This is a genomic window from Streptomyces sp. NPDC007901 (assembly GCF_042959465.1).
Lineage (GTDB): Bacteria > Actinomycetota > Actinomycetes > Streptomycetales > Streptomycetaceae > Streptomyces.
This window is the reverse complement of the sequence record NZ_JBIBKW010000028.1, coordinates 84,820-104,762: the sequence shown is the minus strand read 5'-3', so window position 1 is coordinate 104,762 and position 19,943 is coordinate 84,820. Positions and strand designations below refer to the sequence as shown.

Below are 19,943 nucleotides of genomic sequence, written 5' to 3'. Positions count from 1 at the left end.
GCTGGACCGGCATCTGCACCACCTGCCAACAGCCGCTGCCCAGCAGGACACACAGAACACCGAGATCAAGAACGACCTAACGGAGTCCTACTAAGGGCTTGCAGATCATTAACACGTCGTCTTGATCTTGCTGTTGGGGTCGCCGGTCTGGGCTCGAACCCGAGCCTGGAGGGCTGTGAGGGCGGAGGGTGGAGTGGCCGCTGGCGGGATGACGATGCTGTGCGTCTTAAGTAGCCTCCTGATCTTCAGCAGGGTGCGGTGCATGGCGGTCCGACTGCTGTCGAACAGCACCGCGAGGGGTTCCGCGGCCAGATTGACCCGCAGGTGAAGGACGGCCGCCAGGACCTGGTCGGAGAAGGCGAGCCGGGGCGGGCGGCCGCGCTTGACGTCGCCGTCGACGGCCAAAGTGTCGGTGAGATCGCTCAGTTGCTGCCGGGACATGCCGGTCAGGCCGGGGTCGGACAGGAGAGCATGGTCCCACTCTGGGGCCGGCTTTTGCGGAGCCCGCGGCGCTGGGACGGCGGAGCACGACTGGGGGTGCACGGCATAGTTCCAGTCGCCGTGGAAGGCATGTCGGGTCAGTGGCAGGGCCGCCATCTCCGCGTCGCCGATCTGGACTCCGGTGGGGTAGGTGTTGGTGTCCAGCTCGGCCGTGACGCGCAGTCCGGTGCGGGTGGTGGTCGCGGCGATGGACTGGACGATGACTTCGTGGCTGGTCAGCGGGCGGCCGCGCCAGTTCATGGTGATGTGCGAGAAGAGCCGATGCTCGATCCGGTTCCACTTCGAAGTCCCGGGACAATGCCGTTGCTTGAGCTTGTCAAACAGTTCGTAACATTGGAGCAGGGGCGGTCGTTGAGCCCGGCATGCATCCTTGGGTGGGGTTGTCTGATCGGGTGCGGCTGGGTGTGGTGACCCGGTGGGTGACTCCGGAACTGGTCGCCGCGGTGCTGGGCAGGTGCGGGGTCCGGGACAAGAAGCCCGGCGCGCTGCCGGCCGGGTTCATGGTCTACTACACCCCCGCCCTGGCGTTGTTCCAGCAGGACTCCTATGACGATGTCGCCGAGCAACTGGTCGGCAGCATGTCGGAGTTGAGCGCCAGCGTTCCGAACAAGTCCTCGTTCGCGCGGGCGCGCACGCGCTTGGGGCCGCAGGTTCTGGAGACCTTGTTCCGTGAGCTGGCTGGCCCGTTGGCGCCGGTCGGTCTGGAGGCTTCCTTCTATCAGGGGATGCGGCTGGCCGCGGTGGACGGGTTCGTCTTGGACGCGCCGGACACGAAGGCCAACCGGGCCGCGTTCGGAGGTCCGACCAAGAACGGCCTGCCCGCGGGGTTTCCCCAGGTGAGGGTGGTCACGCTGACCGAGTGCGGCACGCACGCCCAGATCGACGCGGTAGTGGGCGGCTTCAACGGCGGCGAACGCGACCTGGCCGTCGCCATGGCGGTCTCGGCCGCCGGGATACTTGTGATCATGGACCGTGGCTTTCCTGGAGTGGATCTGTGGAAGACCTACACCGCCGCCGGCGCGCACCTGCTGCTGCGGGCGCGCTCCTGCGTCGCGTGTCGTCCGGTGCAGCACCTGCCCGACGGCACCTACCTGGCGAGGATCAGCCTGGCGGGGCAACGAGCCTCGCACCCGGGCGGGGTGACGGTACGGGTGGTCGAGTACCGCGTCGACGGCGGCGAGGTGGTCAGGCTGCTGACGGATCTGCTGGACCCGGACGCGTATCCGGCGGCGGAGCTGGCCCGGCTCTATCACGCCAGGTGGGAGGCGGAATCAGCATTCCGGCAGATCAAGACCTTCCAGCGCGGGCCCGCCGAGGTCCTACGCTCGGCGGCCCCGGAACTGGTGCGGCAGGAGGTCTGGGCGCACATGGTGGTGCACCACTGCCTCACACGGATCATCATGTCCCTCGCCGATGACAACGGCATCGACCCGGACCGGATCTCGTTCGTGAAGGTCCTCAAGCACACCCGGCGCAGCGTGGTTCGTCAGTGCGCCGACACACCCATGAAAGTCAAGAAGTTCCTGGCCGTACTGGCGGCGAAGGTTCGCCGGAAGCTCGACAACGGCGCCCGGCGCCTGCGCGAGGCAGACCGGCACCTCAAACGGCCGGACTCGAAGTACTCCTCGAAGCTCTCCTACCGGATCAACACCCGCGACCGGCAGCCGACCAGACGCATCGCCCCCAAGGTCATCACTCTCCATCGGGCAATAGTTGACTAGCTCAAGCAACGGCATTGTGTGCCTGGCGGCAGGTGGCAAACGGTGATCGTCAGTCCTGTTTCGGCGGCGAGCCGGGCGAGTTCGAGCTTCCAGGCCCGGGTCCGGTAGCCGTTCGAGCCGCCCGCGTCGGCGGTGATGAGCAGTCGTGTCGCCTGCGGGTAGGCGGCCCGGCCCTGGCCGGACCACCAGCGGCGGATCGATTCCACTGCGAACGCGGCGGTGTCGTGATCGGTGCCCACGTTGACCCAGCCGGTGTCCGCCGCGAGATCGTAGATCCCGTACGGGACGGCCTTGCCCAGCTGCGGGTCTGCGAAGTCATGGACGTTCACCGGCACCGGATCAGCCGCAGGCCGCCACTGACGGCCGTTGTTCTTGAACTCGCCGACGAGCTCCTTCTTCTTGGTGTCCACGCTGATCACCGGCTGGCCGGTGTCCCGGTGATCGCGGGCCTGCTCGTTGAGATAACGGAACTGGGCATCCCGGTCCGGATGCTGGCTGCCCTCGATGGTCTTGGCGTTGGCCTGCAGACTGAAGCCTTCCTCCCGCAGCAGGTCCGCGACGGTGTCCGCACTGACTTTGTGCCCGGTCCGAGCCAGCTCCCGCGCTAACGTGCGGGTCGACTTCACCGTCCACCGCAGCGGTGACATGGGATCACCGCGCTCGTCCGGCTCGACCAGCGCCAGCAGCGTCGGCCGCAGCCCCGCATCGAGATCTGCGACCCTCTTGCGGCCTCCGCCTGGCCGCCGCACCCGCCCCAGAGGCTCCTCACCGGTCTCCAGCTCGAACACGCCCTTGCGGACCGTGGTCTCACTCACCGAGGCCGCCCGCGCGACGGACCGAACACCACCGTGTCCCAGGACACGGGCCTCTGCGGCCATCAGCAGCCGTCGCTGACGTTCATCCAGATGCGGGAACAACACTGAGAATTTCATGGCGAGTTGGGTACGGATCTCGTCCGGGATGCGCATACCACACCAACGAGCCTTGGGACGGGAAGCAACACCTTGATGATCTGCAAGCCCTTAGGTGACGTGTGCTTCGCCGCGCATCACGGCGAAGGCCACCCTTGTGGAGGAGTAGACACGGAATGGTCCAGCGTTGGACGGTACGGGCGTGCCGTGAGTCACATGGCGGGCGTGGCAGGCTTGCGGCTCTTGCAACCGAGGAGCTCCTCGCCGCGGGCGACCGTCCGGAGGCGGTGCAGGTCTGTGATGACCAGGCGCCGACGACCGAGTATGAGGATGCCGGCGGACTGGAGCTCTCCCAGGGCCGCAAGTACTGATGAGCGACGCATCGCCGCCATGGTGGCCAGTTCTGTGCGCGGCATGCCTAGTTCCACGAGTAGACCTCTGGTCCCCTGGGCACGGCCGATTTCGTCAGCGAGGAGCATCACTACTCTGGCCACACGCGCTGTGGAGGGTAGGTTTACCAGGTCTGCTCGCAGGCGTTCGTGGCTGTTCAGCCGTTCCACGGTCAGTTGGTAGATGACCGTCTCCAGACGATGGCGCTCCACGTAGCCCCGGAAGGCATGAGCGGCCAGGACGACTGTGGTGCAGCGGCGGGTCGCTGTGACGGTGGCCGAGCGCGGACGATCAAGTAAGGCTCCCATTTCTCCGAGGACTTCACCCGGACCACGGAGCATTAATGTCAGGTGGTCTCCGCCCTCATTGCTCTGCGTGACCTTCACGAGGCCGTCGACCAATGCGATCACGCAGTCGGGCGACTCGCCCTGGGCGAGGAGCACAGACTTGTATGGGTACGTTTGCGGGCGACCGCGGTCAATCAAGTCCCGCCATACGTCGGTGGATACCAAGGAGCGGAAGTTCATCGCGATGCCCTCCGTCTGTGTCATCCGACGACTGTCGCGAGGCCGAAGGCGGCACAACCGGCGGTCGCCAAAATTAGCGACCACTGCACCCGGCGGTGCTTGTTCCAGGCGATCTCACTCATCACCACCACCTGCCGGGACAGCGACGGCAACGGGTCCTTATCCCGGAGCGCTGCTTCCAGGACTGCCGGATCCAAGTGTCGAACATGCCCGAAATACAGGAAGTCGTCGTCGCTCTCCGGCCCGCGTCGCTCCTTGCGGAGGTTCGGCGAGATCGCCCAAGTTGCAAAGCTCACTCCAGCCACCATGAGCACTACGCCGATCCACAACAACAGTTGCGGCACCGTGGAGTCGAAATCACCAGCAGATCGTTTGGAAGTCGCCAGCAGCCCAAGAACAGCCAACGCTGTGGACTGCATCGTCAGGGCAAATGACGCTTTCGAGTCCGCCTTGGCCGTCCAATCCGCAACAGCTGCCTGAATCCGCCACGCTGTCTCCGCTGGCTCAACCGCCATCAAGCCGTCCCCCTAGCTGTAATCCAGGCGTTCGCCCGCCTGTCCCGGGCTGAAGTCTGGTCACAGCAACTAGGTGGAAAACCCACTTATGGCACTTTGGCCGAGAACGGACTCTCTGGAGCGTCTTGTGCTGAGGCCCCGGCGACATCACCTGCCAGGACGACACACCCGCCATGTGATTCAGCGCACGCTCGTACCGTCCAATCCTGGACCATCTCGTCCCTGCTGCTCCGCGAAGGTCGTGTTCGCCGTGATTCGCGGCACAGCACCCGACGAGAGGAGCGGCACATGTTGCCGTCATGGGAACCGTTGTGGCCCTACCGGGCGGTACTGGCCGTGGACGCCCGCAACTTCAGCGCGCTGGACAGCAAGGCCATGCAGCAAGTGAATGCCGACATCCTGCCGTTGCTGTCCGAGGCGCTCAGCGCCAGCGACGTGAGCGCTCAGTGGCAGCGGCGGATGTTTGGCCAGCATGCCGGAGACAGTTACGTCGCCGGCATGGACCCAGAGGTGTTGCCGGCGCTGGTGGGCTGCTTTCCCGGTGCCCTTAGGCAGGTCCTGGCCCGCCGACGCGCCGATGCCCCCGCCAGTACACCCCTGCAGCTCAGGGTCAGCATCCACGTCGGCCCGCTGCCGCACACCGGACTGGGCGTACCGATGGTGCACACCCACCGGCTCTTAGACGACGACGCACTGCGCACCCTGCTGAACCGCGCGAACCCGGAGATCACGAACACAGCGGTAATCATCTCGCAACGCGTCTACGAGGACGTTTTCGAAAGTGGCTGTGTCAACGGCGACGTCCTGCCCGACCAGTTCACGCGGCACCTGGTGAAGGTGAAGAAGTTCCAGCAGCCAGCCTACATCCACGTCCCCGGCTTCGACTGGCGGCTCGCGGACCCGGACATCTTCGAACCCGTCGACGCCACGGATGCGGCCACGGAGCAGCCGGTCCCTGCACCTGGAGCAGCACCTCAGGCTGTTCCCTCGGCCCCGGGCGCGGTGAGCTTCAGCCACTCCGGCAAGCACGGCATCCAGTCCTACAACCACTACGGCGCTGGACGGGGGCAGTGATGATCGACCACGAGCACGATCAGCAAGACCGTACGGGCTCCACGGCACCCACAGCGGAACTCACGGCACCGAAGGAGCCCGCAGGTAACCCTCCACTACCGCAAGGCGGCGAGTCGAACGGTCATTCGCATCCCGACTCGGTGAACTTCACGCACTCCGGCAAGCACGGCATCCAGGCCTACAACCTGCACTTGAACCGTGATCAGGTCACCCCTGTCCCGATCACCGAGAGCGACGCCGACTACAAGGCAAGCCAGGAGGGACGGTTCGTCCCGCCGCGCAACTCCGACCAGTGGGTAGCCGCTTCCAAACAGCTGGACGTACACGGAATCGTCGTGCTGTGCGCAGCCCAAGGCAGTGGTCGACGCACCGCTGCCATGCGCCTGCTGCGTACGGTGACCAACCCTGCGCCGGCGATCTTCGACCTCGACCCGGAATGGTCCAAGCCTTCAGTCCGTCCGCTGCCGGAAGAGGCAGCGGCGGGATACGTTCTCGACCTCTCAGACCTGCCGGAGCGGCCCGATGGCCGACTGGGCACTGACCTGGTCGCTTATGGGGAGGACTTGCGCAAGAAGAACTCCTTCCTCGTCATCCTTGCCACGCCTGCCGACTGGTACGGCCACTGGGCCGAACCCACGCTGCCTTTCACTGTTCGACTGGAGTCTCCGGACGCCAGGCCCCTCGTCACGGCCGAACTGCGAGCGCACCATCGCGGTGATCGTGTGGCCTGGTTGGAGGAGAAGTTCGGTGACATCTGGAAGGCCAATCCCTCTGCACGTGCGGCGTGGCGTCTGGCCGGCCGTCTTATCCGGGCATCCGGCCCCGAGGAGATCCCGGAGATCGTCAAGGACTTCGGCGACTGGCACTTCGAAATCGAGAACCTTCTCAGCGAGGACCGGGTCCAGGGGAGCGAGGCGCAGCTGCTGTCCACCCGGGTCATGGTCTGGGCCGGCGCCTTGCTGCACGGAGGGCAGAGCAGGTCCGTCATCAAGGCAGCCGACGACCTTCTGGCCCAGCTCGACTTCGCACGCGAACCGGCCAACGTCCTGACCGACGCCACGACATCGAGCCGACTGGAAGCCGCGAAAATCACCCGCAGTGGGGACCGGGCGCTCCACGACGAGACGATGGAAGGCCTGCCCGCAGCCATCCTGCGCCACCTGTGGGACGAGTTCCCCACCCAACGCGACCTTCTACGCACATGGGCCATCGGCATTGCCGCAGACCGCACGATTCCAGAAGAGGATGCCCGCCGTGTCACCAGCGCGTTGCTGGCGCTGGCAGTGCACCGCCACGACCGGGCCATCATCGACGGGCTGGCCAGTGACCTCTCTGGTCCCCGACGGGTTCTGGCCGTGGAAACCCTGACCAAAGCAGCCGGGAACCCCGAGTTCGGCCGCTACGCCAGTAATCGTCTGCGTCAATGGGTGGATGCCAAGACTCCCTCGGCCAACAAAGTTGACCTTGTCATCGAGATCTGCGCAGGTGCCTGGGGCATCGACCAGCCAGTCCTCGCGCTGACACGGCTGGGCAAGGCGGCAGGCCACAAGGAATTCGGCTCCGCGACCGTCGTCCATGCCTTCCAGCAACTCGCCCTGCAGCGGCCGAACGAGGTGCGCAAGGCGGTCGACCAATGGCTCAGCGACGTCGAAAGCGGACAAGCCGATGCGACTGTGCGCCGCCAGACTCTGGGGGCCTTCCTCGCCCTCGTCTCCAGCGACGAGGGAACAGACCTGGTCCTTAGCGAAGTGCCTACGCCCGAGGCCCGGCTGCGGCTCGTCCGTGCCTGGCAGAGGCTGTTGTCCACCGACGCCGCTGTGAAGGCCGTTGACAGGCAACTGAGGCGGTGGCAAGAGCGTTTCCAAGACGACCCTGAGCGCCGGGAACCGGTGCTGGACCTCCTCACAGACATCTTCGCCCCACCCAGCCGCCGCTCCGGCCTCGACGGGCTCATGGTTACGGAGGAGGCGATCGATCCGTTCTGGCGGGGGGTCTTGGAACGGGCTGTCGGCCGCTACCGGGCGTCCGAGGAGGCATCGATCTGTTGAGGATCGACGGACCTAGCCCGTGGTGGAGCCGCCGGCGCAGTCGGATCCGGGCCCAGTGGCCAACCTGTCTGCCCGGTATCCGCTTCTGCGCCCACGGCACCCTCTCCTACCGAGCGCACGTCTCTCTCCAGACTGGTGGCTCAGCCACGGCTCGAGCCGCCGCACGGCTCGCCCTGGACGAGCTCGGCCGGGGCATCACCGGGCGTCACTTCCCCGAACAGCTCACCACCGCGCAGGAATGCCTCACGCTCGCCGCGGCACGCTGGCACACACCCGAAGACACCCCCGGCCTCTGGCTGAAGGCGCACATCAACCTGATGCTGTCCGGGAAAGACGCCGAGCGGGCTCAGAGATACCAAGACGCCCTCCGCGAGGTAACACTCCAACTCGCGCAGGAAGACGAACGCCGAGAACGGTTCAGACAAGCAGTCTTCGAGACGCCGGACGCCACGCGTATCTGGTGGCTCGACCGCCATCTGGACGATCTCGGCTCCCTCGACTGGGGCGTCTTCAAGGAGAAGATCCTCCCGCTTGTCGGGGCGGCCGACGACATCCAGTCCAAGGCCGAACGCATCTCCCGAACCCTTCTCTACGCGTGGGAGAAACTCGGCGACAACCCAGGACAACATGCACGTTTCACCGCCACCGTCCGCACCGTCCTGGATCAGATGGGGTGGAACGATGCGCTCGACTGGCTGACGCCGGGCGAACCATCGGCCGGTGATTCGGTGGTAGGTGTCGGGAGCGACGGGGGAGAGCCACGCTCCGTCACTGAGGCGGGCACGGCCCGGTGAAGTTACCTGCCCTGCGCTGGCTGCTCGACCCGGCAACCAGCGTCCTGGCCATGCGGCTTCGTGCTCAAGAACGCGGCCGCATGTCCTACGATGCGGCCTGGCGGCTGGCACGAGTGACACGCCACCCCGACGAAATGGTGTACCGCCACCACGGACACCTCGCCGAAGACTCCCATGACGACCCGCGTTGATCAGGCGAGACGGAATCAGCACACGAGGGAACAGCTATTCGCGCGTAATACAGAGCGTCTTGGGCCGGACGCGACCGCCTCCAGGAGCAGGGGTCGCGTCCGACTGCCGCCGCCTCGTGTGCTGGCTCCGACAGCGATTCGGAAACGGCATGGCGGTTACTCCTGCGGTCGGTGGCAATGTGCGAGTGATCAGCCGCGATGAGATCGACGACATGGCCGCCACGCTCGGGGTCCACGTCTCTAACGGCCAACGGGACTATGTCTTCGGCTGGTCGCGAGGAGGGCAAAACGCTCCGCAACGCGATCACGTCTGCTCGCACTCGGGTACCCAGCCTGTTCTGACGCTGGGATAGGGCTCAATGTCCAAGCCTTTTTTCCTGTCATCACGGAGTATGGCCACAAGAGTCCTGGACCGTGCTGCACCAATGCGGAGTCGCTTGCGCAGAGTCTCAGCGGAGATCGGCCGTCGGTGTAGTTCCCAGTGTTCGGCATCCTCTCTCCGGGCCCTTTCCAGGAGGGCGTCATGTGGGGTCCGTATCGGTCGTGGCCCGTACTGCACCGCTTCTTGGTCCGGTGGCCCCTGCGTCGCCGTCAGGTTCGTGCCGTCCTGTTCTGCCACGCCATTCATCGCCTGGAGCAGGCCGGGGCCCACTTCGGCCCAGCCGATCAACAGTAGAGGGCCTACTGAGTCGAATGCGGCTTTGCCGGTGTGGCCAGCGAGGAGTGGGTCTGTGACGTTGAGGGCCAGGGTCATCAGGCTGGACACCATCAGCAACCGGCGTGCCGGGCGCAGGTGTTCGGAGGGCGCGCCCTGCAAGGTGAGGTAGCGGATGGCGAGGAGGAGGCCGAGGACTGAGAGGTCGACCGCGGGTGCAACCAGTGGTGCGACGAGGCCGGGGACGCCGAGGCGTGTGGCCAGGGCCCATACGTTACCGAAGCCGAACAGGAAGGTCAGGCCGACGACGGTGCCCATGATCACGGTGACGGAACGGAAGGCTGTTGCCTGTTCACGAGACCGTCGAGGTTCGAGCAAGGTCCGCGGTGGCGGCTGCGGTCGGCTCCTCATGTTGCCCTGCCCCGCGGGTCAATCGGGTCGTCCGGGAGGGACGGTTTTGGTCGATCCTGCGGTGCGGACTCGGGGGCCTCTTCCGCTCCGTTGCTTCCCCGACCGTTCCGCTGGAGTTGAAGATCGGCCCGCAGCACGACTGGGTGGGTTTTTGGTTCAACTCCGACCTCGGACACATCATTGCCCCCTGAGGCCCGTTTTGCGGGCAGGGCAGACTGGCACCCGCCTCCGGCTCCCGGCCGGGCGCGGGTGCTCTGTCGTCTCGGCAGGCTTGTGACTTCCTCCTTTATGAGCTTGCGTGTGCTGCTGCGGTGCCGGTCAGCCGATGGCGATCCTTTCTCCTTGTGGAGTGTCTGCGGTCAGGGTCCGGGTGGCCGGGTCGAAGATCACGGATATCGATTCGGTGCGGAGGTATTCCACGGCGGCGGCCGGTGAGGGCGGAGCCGTCGTTCCGCTCAGGTCGGTCTTGTGGTCGGTGAGGCGGATGACCAGTGCGGGCAGGTGGGGCAGGACGTGGTCTTCGCGGACGTAGGCGTTGGGCGTCCGGTGGGGCAGGGGCGGGGCGGCGCTGGAGTGGCCGTGCCGGCACCGGTAGGCGGGGCGGCGGGTCCAGTGGGAATCCATCCGGCGCCCGCACATTCCGCAGCGCAGGAGTCCCGCCAGGGCGTATGTCCGTCCCGGGGCCGTGAGCCGGTCGGCGTGAGTGTGCTGGACCGTGACGAAGTCGGCTTCGCTGACCAGTGCCGGGTGTGCCGGTTTCGTTGAGATGATCCAGTCGGTGGGGGTGTTCCAGCGCATCACGTCGCGGTGGCCGAGGCTGGTGTTGGCCGGGTCGATGAGGTCGTGGTCGGTGCGCTGCCGGTTCCAGACCTGGCGGCCGGTGTAGCGGGGGTTGGCCAGGATGGTGCGCACCGTGGTGAGGACCCATCGCCGGCTGGTCGGGTGCGGGTTGCGGTGGGGGTCGGCGGCGGACGGGCTGGGGATGCCGACATCGTTGAGGGCGCGGGTGATGCGGGCGACGCTGTGCCCGGCGAGGCGTTGGGTGAAGATCCAGGACACGATGGGGCCGCATTCCGGATCGATGTCCAGGCGTTGGATGCGGACACCGCGGCGGGCGAAAGTCCGGTTGGGGTGCGGGCCTGCGTCGGCGAGCCGGTATCCGTACGGGGGCCGGCCGCCGAGGTAGCGGCCCTGGTCGCGGGTCTGCACGGTCATCGCGCCGCGGACCCGGATACGGGCGCGGGCGATCTCCCGTTTGGAGAGGATGCCGAGGAGGATCATGAGTTCTTCCTGGCCGGCGATCTGCGGGTCGATCGCGCCGCCCAGTTCCGGCACCCACACCTCCACCCCGTAATGCTCAAACAGCGGGGCCATGGTGGCGAACTGGTTGCCGTAGAAGGCGCGTTCGCTGGAGCCGACGATGACTGCGTCGAAGTCCCGGTCCGGGTCGGCCATCGCGGCGAGCAGCGCAGCTGCTTCCGGACGGCGGGCCCGGGGCACGGTCCGGCTGCGGCCGACATCGAAGTACTCGGCCACGATCCGCCCGTGCCCGGACGCCAGTGCCTGGGCGCCCAGCAGCTGCCAGGCTCGTGACGTGGCCGGGTCCTGGTGGTCCTCGGTGGAGACCCGTCCATAGAACGCGAACCGCAGGCCACCCATGTGCGGGCAGTCGTTGGGGACAGCGTGCAGGGTGGAATCGTGAGCCCACCGGGTCAGGACCCCGTGGCCCGCCGACGGGCCAGGCGCCTGTCGGGGTACGGCACTATGCGCTGCCATGTTCGACGCCTCCTGTCGGTCGCCGAGTTGCCCCGCACTGAGGACATGCCCGCAGGGTGTCAAAGTGCGCGAGGACCAGGAGCGATTCACCCGAAGAAGTGAAGATCGGAACGTCCCGCGGTCACGGAACGGCCTTGACATGCTGAAACTTCGAAGCGGTCCGCGTGGAGATCGAGAAGGCCAATGCTGTGCCAGATGAACAGCCAGGTTCGGAACACGTTGTTCGGGGAGGAACCGCATCGGGTGGCGTCGCGGAAGCTCCCTTTGTGTCGGTGCCGTGGAGGACGGAACTGGGCGTACGCCCGACTCGTCTGCCATCGTTGCTCTGGCCCGGCCTCTTGGCCTGGTGGGCCCCTTTTCCCTGGCGGGGCACATCCCGCTTCTACTTGGGAGTTCCCGCGAGTTCCCGTGGAAGTGCGCACGCGTTGTGCGCCGGCGCGGACCGTCGGCGGTGGGCTCGGTGGCTGTGGGCACCGGGACCGATCAAGGGGGCAGCGAGATGAATGGCCTCGGTCCGGCAGGACAGGCACAAGCCGAGATCGGCGCCTACGTGCGGCTTTCGCCCGACCTGGCTCACTGCGAATCCGGCGGCCGGGACTGCATCACGCTCCCGTCCCGGTGGGCCGAGACGCTGACCGCGCCCAGGACCAGGCAGGAAGTCCATGACCTCCTGACGGGCGAGTGGTCGGACAGAGCAGTGAGATTCTGCTCAGCCACCTCATTCGGCCTGCAGGGCGCGAAGCTGGACACGGCGATCCGCGAGCAGATCGATCGGCTCGCCAAACTAAAGATCGCCATCGTGCCGTGCCGGTGGTCTCTCATCTGCCGAAGGACCAGCCTCCCATTGTCGATGACCTTTTCCGCCGTCCCCGCGGGCGGCCCGTCGGTTCCCGTTGCCGAACAGGGGAGACGCGCCGGACTGACGATGACATTGCGCCACACGTGAGAAAAGAGCCCAGATGGGCTGGCGCATCCCTTTACGGTGCCAGCTATGAGTGATCTGGGCGGGGAACCCGACCCGCTGGCCGACGAGGGCCTCACGCGCAGACTGAAGGCCCTCGCCTGCACGGCACCGCTGCACGATCTGGAGGTCCGCAAGGCCAACCAGCCCTGGCTCGAGGAGAGTATCCGCGACCGCTACCAAATGGCCGAAGTCGCCCTGGACATGATCGACCAGGTGGCCATCGCGATGGACTTCGAATCAGGGGCACGCCACGCCCAGGTCCTGTCGAGGGCCGAGCGTTTCATCGCCCGGCAGGCTTCCGACCGTCCCAGCGCAGAACACGCCCGGATCGCGGTGTGGGTGCTGGAAAGCCTGATCAACGTCCGCGACGTCGACCGCGGATTCACCCGCAAATACGGATGGATCAACACCGAGGGCCGATACTCGCTGAAGACCTTCGACTTCAAGATCCTCGAGGAACGCAGCGACAGCAGAGGCGATCTCTATCTGCGGGCCTCCAACGAAGCACTCAACGTCCTGGTCGGAGCACTCGACACGGACGTGGAGTCCGCGCAGATCGCCGCCGAGGTACGGCTGCGCAACCTGATCGCCCGCGGCCGGCTGGCCGACGCCAAAGCAGTCGCCGAACAGGCACGGCTGCGCACCATCCAGTACGGAGAGACCATCCGTACCCAACTCGAGGCGACCGAGCGCAACGTCGCCGCCGTCGACTGGCTCAACCACGTTCCCGACCTGCTCAACGAGGCACTCGCCCACGTGGAGTCACGGCAGAAGGAGGAACAGGCGATCGCCCAGTCGATCACCGACGACCGTGACAAGGCACAGGACGCGGCGAACAAGCGCAGAGCCGCCGAACTCGTCGACATCGTCGAAGACTGCATCCGCCGGCACACCGCCTTGCACCGGCGACTGCTGGGCGCACGGGAGAAGTTCCGGCAGGAACAGGACCGGCAACTGTTCGCCCCGGCCACACGCCGAGCAGCCGTGGACCTCCACCGCGATCTCCTGCAGCCGATCCTCGCCGAAACGGGGACCGCCGCCACCCCACCCCTGTCGGTGTTCGTCGAACACTCCGCCGGGCCGACCAGCACCGACCAGCCCGGGCTGGCCACCCTCATACCCGCCCTGCTCGCACCCCCGGTGCAGCGAAGCCGGTTCGCCGACGAGGAAGAAGAACCCGAGCCGACACCCGCCGAGCAGGAGGGCGGCTTCAGCGACGAACAGTGGCGCGCGGCCCACGCGCTCCTCGACCTGCCCGACGCCGCCCGACGCCTGTCCCACCTGCTACAGGAAGCCGCCCTGATCGATCCCCCGCTTCCCGAACTCGTCGCCCTGCTGGTCCTGCGCGCCTTCAGCCCCCAGATCGGCCCCGCACTGCGCCACGGCCAGGACCACGTCCTGATCGCCGTGCCGGCCAGCACCACATTCGCACAGGCCGGGTTCGCCGGAGACGACCTGCTCGTCACCGCCGCACAGCTCACACCGAACGCCGCGATCACCGACGAGCCCGAACAGGAGCCCGGATCGTGACCGACGAAATCCTCGGAGACGACACCGAAGCCGCAGCTCGGCTCATCGGCTACGGATTCCGCCCCAAGCACACTCCCGCACGAGACGACTCCTACCAGGCACTCATCAGGCGCTACCAGGAAGACCCCGACTTCGCGTGCCTGGTCAAGCGGTGCGCTGCCGGCATGGGCCTCCAGGTCGTCGGCGTCTCCGCACGCTCCGGCATGGTCCACGCCGCGCTGCCCGGATCGGTGTTCGAGACGAAAATGGACCAGTTCGCACGCCAGGTCCGCATGCGGGAACACCGGGAGACCGAGCGCGTCCTGTACGGCATCATCCACCTGGCCATCGCCGCACTGGCCTTCCCCCGGCGTGAAGACCTCGGCGACGACGGCTACGTCGGCCGCGTCGCCGCATCGGAAGTCACCCAGTACGTCCGCTCGGTGTGCGACTTGCTGAGCGAACGCGCCACGGCAGCCGACGAGGAGGAAGACCCTCCCGCCGACGCGCCGGAACTCGACCGCGCCTGGCGCGTGTATCTCAAACGCCCCGAGGTCGCCCCCACCCGCACCGGCAGGAGCGGCCCCGCCGCCACACGGACCATCGCGACGCGCGCCCTCACCATCCCTGGGCGGGGCGCGACCACGTCACCCTGGAGGACCTGAGCACGGACCGCGTCATCGTCATGGACGAACTGCACGGTGTGCGGCGGGTCCTGGACGAGGCGGTCGCCAAGGCGGGGCTGGGCTACAACGCCTCGTACGTGGCCAGGGCACCGGCCGTCGCGCAGGCGCTGGCGGCGGCGGGCAAGGGCGTGTGCGTCGTCTCCGACGACCCGCGCTTCGCCCTGCGGTCACTGCCGATCCGGCTCGCCGACGGGCCTCTGCACGTCACCCTCTTCGGAGCCTGGGACTCCACGCACTATGCCTCCGCCCAGATCCGTTCCTGCCTCGACCGGCTCACCGTCTTCTGCCGTGACCTGTTCGCCTCGCCTCCCGGTACCAAGAGCGGTCATACGCAGGTGACATGACGTCCGGTACCAACGGGCATTCGACAACCTCCCGTCACCGGGGCCACCTTCAGCGACATGAGACCCAGCCCGCGACTCCGCGTCGCCCTGTCCTGCCTGCTTCTGCTGGCCGGGCTGACCGCCACGGCGACCACCGCCTCCGCCGACACCCTCACCGCAGTCTCCGACGACCCCCTGACCGGCAGCGGCGCGGTCAGCCGCACCCTGCTGACCCGGACGGACCTCACCACCGGAACCTCCACCGCCCCGGTCAGCGACTCCGCCTTCGCGCTTCCCGCCGGCGCGGCGGCGCCGTCGCACACCTTCCAGGGCACGCTGACGCTCAGCGGGACGTCCACGGGCGGCGGGTTCAGCGAGCTCGTGGACACCTACAACCGGACGTCGAACGCCGACTCGGCGTGGAAGCACCTGCCGTCGTTCTCGGTCACCTTCGTCCAGAACGGCAGTCACCTCATCCCGACCGTTCGGGGACTGCAGTACACCGGCTCGACCGTCTGGAACCTGGAGGTCGGCGCCGGCCGGGCCTGGGACGAGACCTCCGACAACGGTATGACCCGCGCGTCCTTCCCCTTCGCGCTCGTCGAGCGCAACGCCAACCGCGTCCACAACGGGGAGATGACCTTCCTGTTCGACGCCGGCAGCATCAGCAAGGTGCGCTACCAGATCACTCAGGAGACCTGCGACTACCAGAAGTTCAACATGTGGGGCCAGCTGTCCGGCACCTACACCCCGCAGACCGTCAGCGACGCCACCAGCATCGAGAACGCCTACGCCGCCGAGGTGGCGGGCCGCCTCCCCACCAAGTCCATCAGCGCCCTGGCCACCGACTATCCCAACTCGGGCGTCGACACCAGCAAGTTCGGCTCCGGTGTCACCGCTTCCAGCATGACTGCCTACGGCGTCTACATCAACGGTGTGAACTACACCTCCGGCTGTACGACCCGCTACGGCAGCTACGCGTTCTGCTCCGACATGCTGCTGCCGTCGTACTCCACGGCCAAGAGCGCCTTCACCAGCATCGCCGCCATGCGGCTGGAACAGCTCTACGGTACGAGCGTCGCCGGTGAACTCGTCAAGAACTGGGTGTCCGAGACGTCCTCGTCCTCGGGCGACTGGTCCAGCGTCACCCTCAACAACGCGCTGGACATGGCGACCGGCAACTACTCCTCATCCGGCTTCGAGGCGGACGAGGACGGCACCACCATGTCCAACTTCTTCACCGCCGAGTCGTACAGCTCCAAGGTGTCCACGGCGCTGTCCTATCCCCACAGGTCGACCTCGGGCAGCCAGTGGGTCTACCACACCTCCGACTACTTCCTCGCCGCCCGCGCGGAGAACAACTACCTTCAGTCGAAGGCGGGAAGCAGCGCGGACATCTTCAACCTGGTGCGTGACGACGTCTACAAACCCCTCGGCGTCGGCCCCGACTCACTGACCACCGAGCGCACCGACAACTCCGCGACCGGTGTGCCCCTCGGCGGCTACGGGCTGTTCTGTACCCAGGACTCCATCGCCAAAGTGGCGAAGCTGCTGAACAACGACGGCGGCGCCATCAACGGCACCCAGGTGCTCAACTCCACGGCTCTGGCGGCCACGATGCAGAAGACCTCCTCGGACCGGGGCGTCACCACCACCGGCACCACCGCCTTCAAGTACAACAACGGCCTGTGGGCGCTCCAGTTCACCCCGTCGTCCTACCCGCAGTACTCCTGCTCCTTCTACGTCCCGTTCATGTCCGGCTACGGCGGCATCACCGTGGCCATGGCACCCAACGGCGCGACCTACTACTACTTCAGCGACAACGACGAGTTCTCGTGGGCCGACGCCGTCAACGAAACCAACAAGATCAACCCGATGTGCTCATGACCTGAGGCCCCGGCACGGCTGCTGACGGAGCCTGCGGCCGCTCCTCCCGGTGCCCCACGCGGCACCGGGAGGAGCGTGTTCGGACGAGTCTCCTGGCTGCTCGGGAGTCCACGCGCACACCCATGCGTACGAGCAGTTCGGCGCTGTGATGCCGGCCGCACCCGAGCTGGCGAGCCGCTCAGTGAGGGATCCCCAGCTGGGTGGTGTGGCAGGGCTGATGCGTTCTCAGCAGGTGATCTTGAGGAGTGCGGTGGCGTAGTCGGGGCGTGAACGATAGTGGTCTGCTGCGCGGCGATGTTGGTCCAGCCGGCCTGGCGCATCAGGCCGATGGCGAGGTTGCGCAGGGTGGCCATGGCGCGGGGCGCGCTGCCGGTGCGGATCTTGGAGGCGTCCTCGGCGAACGTCACGTCTCTCACGTGGTGCAGGGCCTCCACGGATCAGTGGCCCTGGACAAGTTCGGCCAGGCGGGCGGGGTCGGCCTGGCCGGGGGTGAGGCTGGTGACGGCGTAGACCGTCTTCGTCTGGACCTTGCCGGTCTTGGTGTTGACGCGGCGTCGCTTGATCTCGATGGCCTGGACGGCGTGCGGGAACAGCAGCCCGGCTTCGACGGTGCACACCTTCAGCCGCCGGACCTCGCGACGTCCGTGCCCGGTGGTGCGGGTGCGGTCCAGCAGCGGCATCTGCCGCCAGGGCAGGCGGCGCAGTTGCCGGCGCAGCTTCTTCTGGTTGCCCTTGACGACCAGGAGACAGTGCCCGCCGGCGGTATCCCGGAGCGCAGTTGCGTTTCACCGACGCCGACGGGATGCTGCTGACCTGCTTCGCGACGAACACCCAGCGCACGCCGATCGCGCGGCTGGAGTTGCGGCACCGCCAGCGGGCCCGGGCCGAGGACCGCATCCGGGCTGCCCGTGACACCGGCCTGCGCAACCTGCCCCTGCACGGCACCGCGCAGAACCAGATCTGGCTGGAGATCGTCCAGATCGCGCTCCATCTGCCGGCCTGGCTGCCCATGCTCGCCCTGACCGGGCCCGCCCGCCGCTGGGAACCCAAGAAGCTCCACTTCCTGCGACGACCTGACCGACCTGCCGGAGAGTGGAACCCGGCGCCCACCCGATCGAGGCATCAAGGCCGACCCGCCTACTTCAACCGCCACCCACTCAGACATGCCCTGGGCGGTGGCACCGACAATTCGTACAGCCGGATTGAAACATCGATTTTACGACGTCCCGACATGCTGGCATTGAGACGTAACACATCGCCCTTAGCCTCATGCCAATCGTTTGGTGAACAGTTCGGGGCACCGGCCGGTCCCGGCCCTGCCGAGCAGCAAAGGGAAGAACGTGAACCATGAGAATCGTGACTTCGTCACAGACGCGGCGAAGAGCAACGTGTCGCGACGAAAGTTCATTGGTGGCGCCACGGCCGGGATCTCGGTACTGACGCTCGGCGGCTTCCTCACCGCGTGCAGTTCGGAGAGCGGCGAGACGTCGACAGCCGGGGGCACAGGCAAGCCCCGTAAGGGCGGAACCCTTCGCACTGCCATCGGCGACGTCAGCACGAAGGACAGCACGGACCCGGCGGTGGGCTTCTCCTCGACGGCAGGCTGGCTGGCGAGCATGCTGTACAGCACTCTCGTCCGAACCGGTCTCGACTTCACACTCCAGCCGCAGCTCGCGAAGAGCTGGGAGATCAACAAGGACGGTGCCGAGTGGGTCTTCCATCTGCGTTCCGGCGTCAAGTTCCACGACGGCACGCCGCTGACGGCCAAAGACGTCGCCTGGACGATCACTCGGCTCCTCGACAAGGGCGTCGGATCGCCGCTCAGGGCACGGCTTGTCGGCAGCCTCGACCCCGACGGCATCAAGGTGGTGGATGACACCACGCTCAAGCTGTCCCTCAAGACCCCCAACGTATTCCTCGGTGAGGCGCTCGCCGGCTACGCCGCCGGCGTCGTCAAGGAGAAGCAGTCGTCGTTCGGCACCAGCAATGCGATCGGCACCGGCCCGTTCAAGTTGAAGTCCTTCAAGCCTGGCGAGTCCTTCGAGGTCGTCCGCAACGAGAACTACTTTGAGGCCGGCCTGCCGTACCTGGACGGCATTCAGAACACCCACGTCGACGCGTCGACGGTGCTGCAGGCACTCGGTGCCGGCACCATCGACTGGACGGACTCCTTGGATCCCAAGTCCGTGGGGCAGTTGAAGGGTGACTCTCGTTTCACGTCCCCGGCCCTGACGGGTGACCAGCGCGCTGTTCGAACCTACTTCCTGCACATGAAGCTCGACAAGAAGCCGTTCAACGATCCCCGTGTCGTGATGGCCTTCAAGCTGGCGGCGGACCGCGATGCGATACGCAAGGCCGTGCTGGGCGAGTTGGGAACGATCACCGGAGACGTGCCGGTCCCGCTGGACGACGCGACCTATCCCAGGTCGATCGGGGAAAGACCGCAGAACATAGCCAAGGCGAAGCAGCTGCTCGCGGAGGCCGGCTACGCGAACGGAGTCGACGTCGAACTTCCGACAGCCGAGTTCCAGCCCGGCATGACAGCCTTCAGTCAGGCCTACGCGGAGGTCGTCAAGCCCGCGGGCATCCGAGTGAAGGTGCAACAGGTCCCTGTCGACACCTACTTCGACCGCGTGTTCGGTCAGGTGCCGATGTTCCACGACTATGCCCAGCGGGTGTCGGCTTACTCGGTCCTGAACAACTTCTTCCAGAAGGGTGGCGCCTACAACGGAACCGGCTTCGACAATGACGGCAAGCTGACCGCATACCTCGACCGGGTGCTGTCCGAGCCCGTTGACAGCAAGCGCAACGCCATCCTCACGGAAGCTCTGGCGTATACGGCGAACCACTCGGGCAGCATCATCGACTTCTTCGTGCCCATCGTCCAGACATCCCGCGCTCGGGTACAGGGCGACCTCTACAGCCCGATGTACGCATGGGAGCGAATGTGGCTCAAGGCCTAACGGGGCCGCACACCCTGCCCGAGCCGGCACCTGGACCCGCCGTTCGGCCCTCGACTGTCATGGCGGGACATGCGGCGCCGGCAGCCCACTGCACTTG

General features: G+C 66.6%; 15 protein-coding genes and 3 pseudogenes. 11 read left to right on the top strand and 7 right to left on the bottom strand.

Going from position 1 to position 19,943, the window contains the following annotated elements:
• Positions 1 to 108: 108 nt before the first annotated feature.
• Positions 109 to 795, bottom strand: a pseudogene (locus ACFZDK_RS49020) (ISAzo13 family transposase); the annotation flags it as partial.
• 80 nt (positions 796 to 875) lie between these two features.
• On the opposite strand from ACFZDK_RS49020, the gene ACFZDK_RS49015 reads away from it, so the two are divergent.
• Complete coding sequence (locus tag ACFZDK_RS49015) at positions 876 to 2,222, top strand: IS4 family transposase (RefSeq protein WP_390983954.1); 1,347 nt, start codon at positions 876 to 878, stop codon at positions 2,220 to 2,222.
• A 17-nt stretch (positions 2,223 to 2,239) separates the two neighbouring features.
• Here ACFZDK_RS49015 and ACFZDK_RS49010 read toward each other — a convergent pair.
• From ACFZDK_RS49010 to ACFZDK_RS49000, 3 genes and pseudogenes are all read right to left on the bottom strand, one after another.
• Positions 2,240 to 3,190: pseudogene (locus ACFZDK_RS49010) on the bottom strand (ISAzo13 family transposase); the annotation flags it as partial.
• 155 nt (positions 3,191 to 3,345) lie between these two features.
• On the bottom strand, positions 3,346 to 4,074 hold the full coding sequence (locus ACFZDK_RS49005) for a cyclic nucleotide-binding domain-containing protein (protein WP_390983951.1): 729 nt from the start codon (positions 4,072 to 4,074) through the stop codon (positions 3,346 to 3,348).
• Positions 4,071 to 4,565 carry a Pycsar system effector family protein gene (locus ACFZDK_RS49000; RefSeq protein WP_390983961.1) on the bottom strand — a complete coding sequence of 165 codons (495 nt, stop codon included), beginning with the start codon at positions 4,563 to 4,565 and terminating at the stop codon, positions 4,071 to 4,073. The genes ACFZDK_RS49005 and ACFZDK_RS49000 overlap by 4 nt, the downstream gene beginning before the upstream one ends.
• A 336-nt stretch (positions 4,566 to 4,901) precedes the next feature.
• On the opposite strand from ACFZDK_RS49000, the gene ACFZDK_RS48995 reads away from it, so the two are divergent.
• Genes ACFZDK_RS48995 through ACFZDK_RS48985 form a run of 3 tightly spaced genes read left to right on the top strand, consistent with a single transcriptional unit; the run spans position 4,902 to position 8,481 of the window.
• Positions 4,902 to 5,639, top strand: a complete 738-nt coding sequence (locus ACFZDK_RS48995) for a hypothetical protein (protein ID WP_390983949.1) — start codon at positions 4,902 to 4,904, stop codon at positions 5,637 to 5,639.
• On the top strand, positions 5,639 to 7,687 hold the full coding sequence (locus ACFZDK_RS48990; protein WP_390983946.1) for a hypothetical protein: 2,049 nt from the start codon (positions 5,639 to 5,641) through the stop codon (positions 7,685 to 7,687). Before ACFZDK_RS48995 ends, ACFZDK_RS48990 begins: the two co-directional genes overlap by 1 nt.
• Positions 7,684 to 8,481 (top strand): hypothetical protein, encoded by a 798-nt coding sequence (locus ACFZDK_RS48985; RefSeq protein WP_390983944.1) that lies wholly within the window; start codon positions 7,684 to 7,686, stop codon positions 8,479 to 8,481. The genes ACFZDK_RS48990 and ACFZDK_RS48985 overlap by 4 nt, the downstream gene beginning before the upstream one ends.
• Before the next feature lie 495 nt (positions 8,482 to 8,976).
• Here the strand turns inward: ACFZDK_RS48985 and ACFZDK_RS48980 are convergent, their stop codons facing one another.
• Both ACFZDK_RS48980 and ACFZDK_RS48975 read right to left on the bottom strand, forming a co-directional pair.
• Positions 8,977 to 9,645, bottom strand: coding sequence for a SpdA protein (locus tag ACFZDK_RS48980; protein ID WP_390983941.1), 669 nt, complete (start codon positions 9,643 to 9,645; stop codon positions 8,977 to 8,979).
• 411 nt (positions 9,646 to 10,056) lie between these two features.
• Positions 10,057 to 11,514: a recombinase family protein gene (locus ACFZDK_RS48975; protein WP_390983938.1), complete on the bottom strand. Its 1,458-nt coding sequence runs from the start codon at positions 11,512 to 11,514 to the stop codon at positions 10,057 to 10,059.
• A 460-nt stretch (positions 11,515 to 11,974) separates the two neighbouring features.
• Between ACFZDK_RS48975 and ACFZDK_RS48970 the strand changes: the two genes are divergently transcribed.
• From ACFZDK_RS48970 to ACFZDK_RS48950, 5 genes are read left to right on the top strand one after another with little or no spacing between them, the layout of a single operon-like run.
• Positions 11,975 to 12,460 carry a hypothetical protein gene (locus ACFZDK_RS48970; protein WP_390983935.1) on the top strand — a complete coding sequence of 162 codons (486 nt, stop codon included), beginning with the start codon at positions 11,975 to 11,977 and terminating at the stop codon, positions 12,458 to 12,460.
• Between the two features lie 45 nt (positions 12,461 to 12,505).
• Positions 12,506 to 14,008, top strand: coding sequence for a hypothetical protein (locus tag ACFZDK_RS48965; RefSeq protein WP_390983932.1), 1,503 nt, complete (start codon positions 12,506 to 12,508; stop codon positions 14,006 to 14,008).
• On the top strand, positions 14,005 to 14,652 hold the full coding sequence (locus ACFZDK_RS48960; protein ID WP_390983964.1) for a hypothetical protein: 648 nt from the start codon (positions 14,005 to 14,007) through the stop codon (positions 14,650 to 14,652). The genes ACFZDK_RS48965 and ACFZDK_RS48960 overlap by 4 nt, the downstream gene beginning before the upstream one ends.
• Positions 14,640 to 15,017, top strand: a complete 378-nt coding sequence (locus tag ACFZDK_RS48955) for a LysR substrate-binding domain-containing protein (RefSeq protein ID WP_390983958.1) — start codon at positions 14,640 to 14,642, stop codon at positions 15,015 to 15,017. Before ACFZDK_RS48960 ends, ACFZDK_RS48955 begins: the two co-directional genes overlap by 13 nt.
• A 57-nt stretch (positions 15,018 to 15,074) precedes the next feature.
• The gene (locus tag ACFZDK_RS48950; protein ID WP_390983930.1) at positions 15,075 to 16,883 is read left to right on the top strand and encodes a hypothetical protein; all 1,809 of its coding nucleotides are present in this window, start codon (positions 15,075 to 15,077) and stop codon (positions 16,881 to 16,883) included.
• 437 nt (positions 16,884 to 17,320) lie between these two features.
• On the opposite strand, the gene ACFZDK_RS48945 is transcribed toward ACFZDK_RS48950, so the two are convergent.
• The gene (locus tag ACFZDK_RS48945) at positions 17,321 to 17,563 is read right to left on the bottom strand and encodes a hypothetical protein (protein ID WP_390034335.1); all 243 of its coding nucleotides are present in this window, start codon (positions 17,561 to 17,563) and stop codon (positions 17,321 to 17,323) included.
• Between the two features lie 77 nt (positions 17,564 to 17,640).
• Between ACFZDK_RS48945 and ACFZDK_RS48940 the strand changes: the two are divergent.
• Together ACFZDK_RS48940 and ACFZDK_RS48935 are read left to right on the top strand one after the other, a co-directional pair.
• Positions 17,641 to 17,940: pseudogene (locus ACFZDK_RS48940) on the top strand (transposase); the annotation flags it as partial.
• Positions 17,941 to 18,223: 283 nt separating this feature from the next.
• Positions 18,224 to 19,846 carry an ABC transporter substrate-binding protein gene (locus ACFZDK_RS48935; RefSeq protein WP_390034334.1) on the top strand — a complete coding sequence of 541 codons (1,623 nt, stop codon included), beginning with the start codon at positions 18,224 to 18,226 and terminating at the stop codon, positions 19,844 to 19,846.
• Positions 19,847 to 19,943: the final 97 nt, after the last annotated feature.

Coding starts and splice junctions, on each gene's coding strand:
- ACFZDK_RS49005 (WP_390983951.1), bottom strand. CDS start 4,074: ATGACACAGACGGAGGGCATCGCGATGAACTTCCGCTCCTTGGTATCC.
- ACFZDK_RS49000 (WP_390983961.1), bottom strand. CDS start 4,565: ATGGCGGTTGAGCCAGCGGAGACAGCGTGGCGGATTCAGGCAGCTGTT.
- ACFZDK_RS48990 (WP_390983946.1), top strand. CDS start 5,639: ATGATCGACCACGAGCACGATCAGCAAGACCGTACGGGCTCCACGGCA.
- ACFZDK_RS48980 (WP_390983941.1), bottom strand. CDS start 9,645: ATGGGCACCGTCGTCGGCCTGACCTTCCTGTTCGGCTTCGGTAACGTA.
- ACFZDK_RS48975 (WP_390983938.1), bottom strand. CDS start 11,514: ATGGCAGCGCATAGTGCCGTACCCCGACAGGCGCCTGGCCCGTCGGCG.
- ACFZDK_RS48965 (WP_390983932.1), top strand. CDS start 12,506: ATGAGTGATCTGGGCGGGGAACCCGACCCGCTGGCCGACGAGGGCCTC.
- ACFZDK_RS48950 (WP_390983930.1), top strand. CDS start 15,075: ATGAGACCCAGCCCGCGACTCCGCGTCGCCCTGTCCTGCCTGCTTCTG.
- ACFZDK_RS48945 (WP_390034335.1), bottom strand. CDS start 17,563: ATGCCGCTGCTGGACCGCACCCGCACCACCGGGCACGGACGTCGCGAG.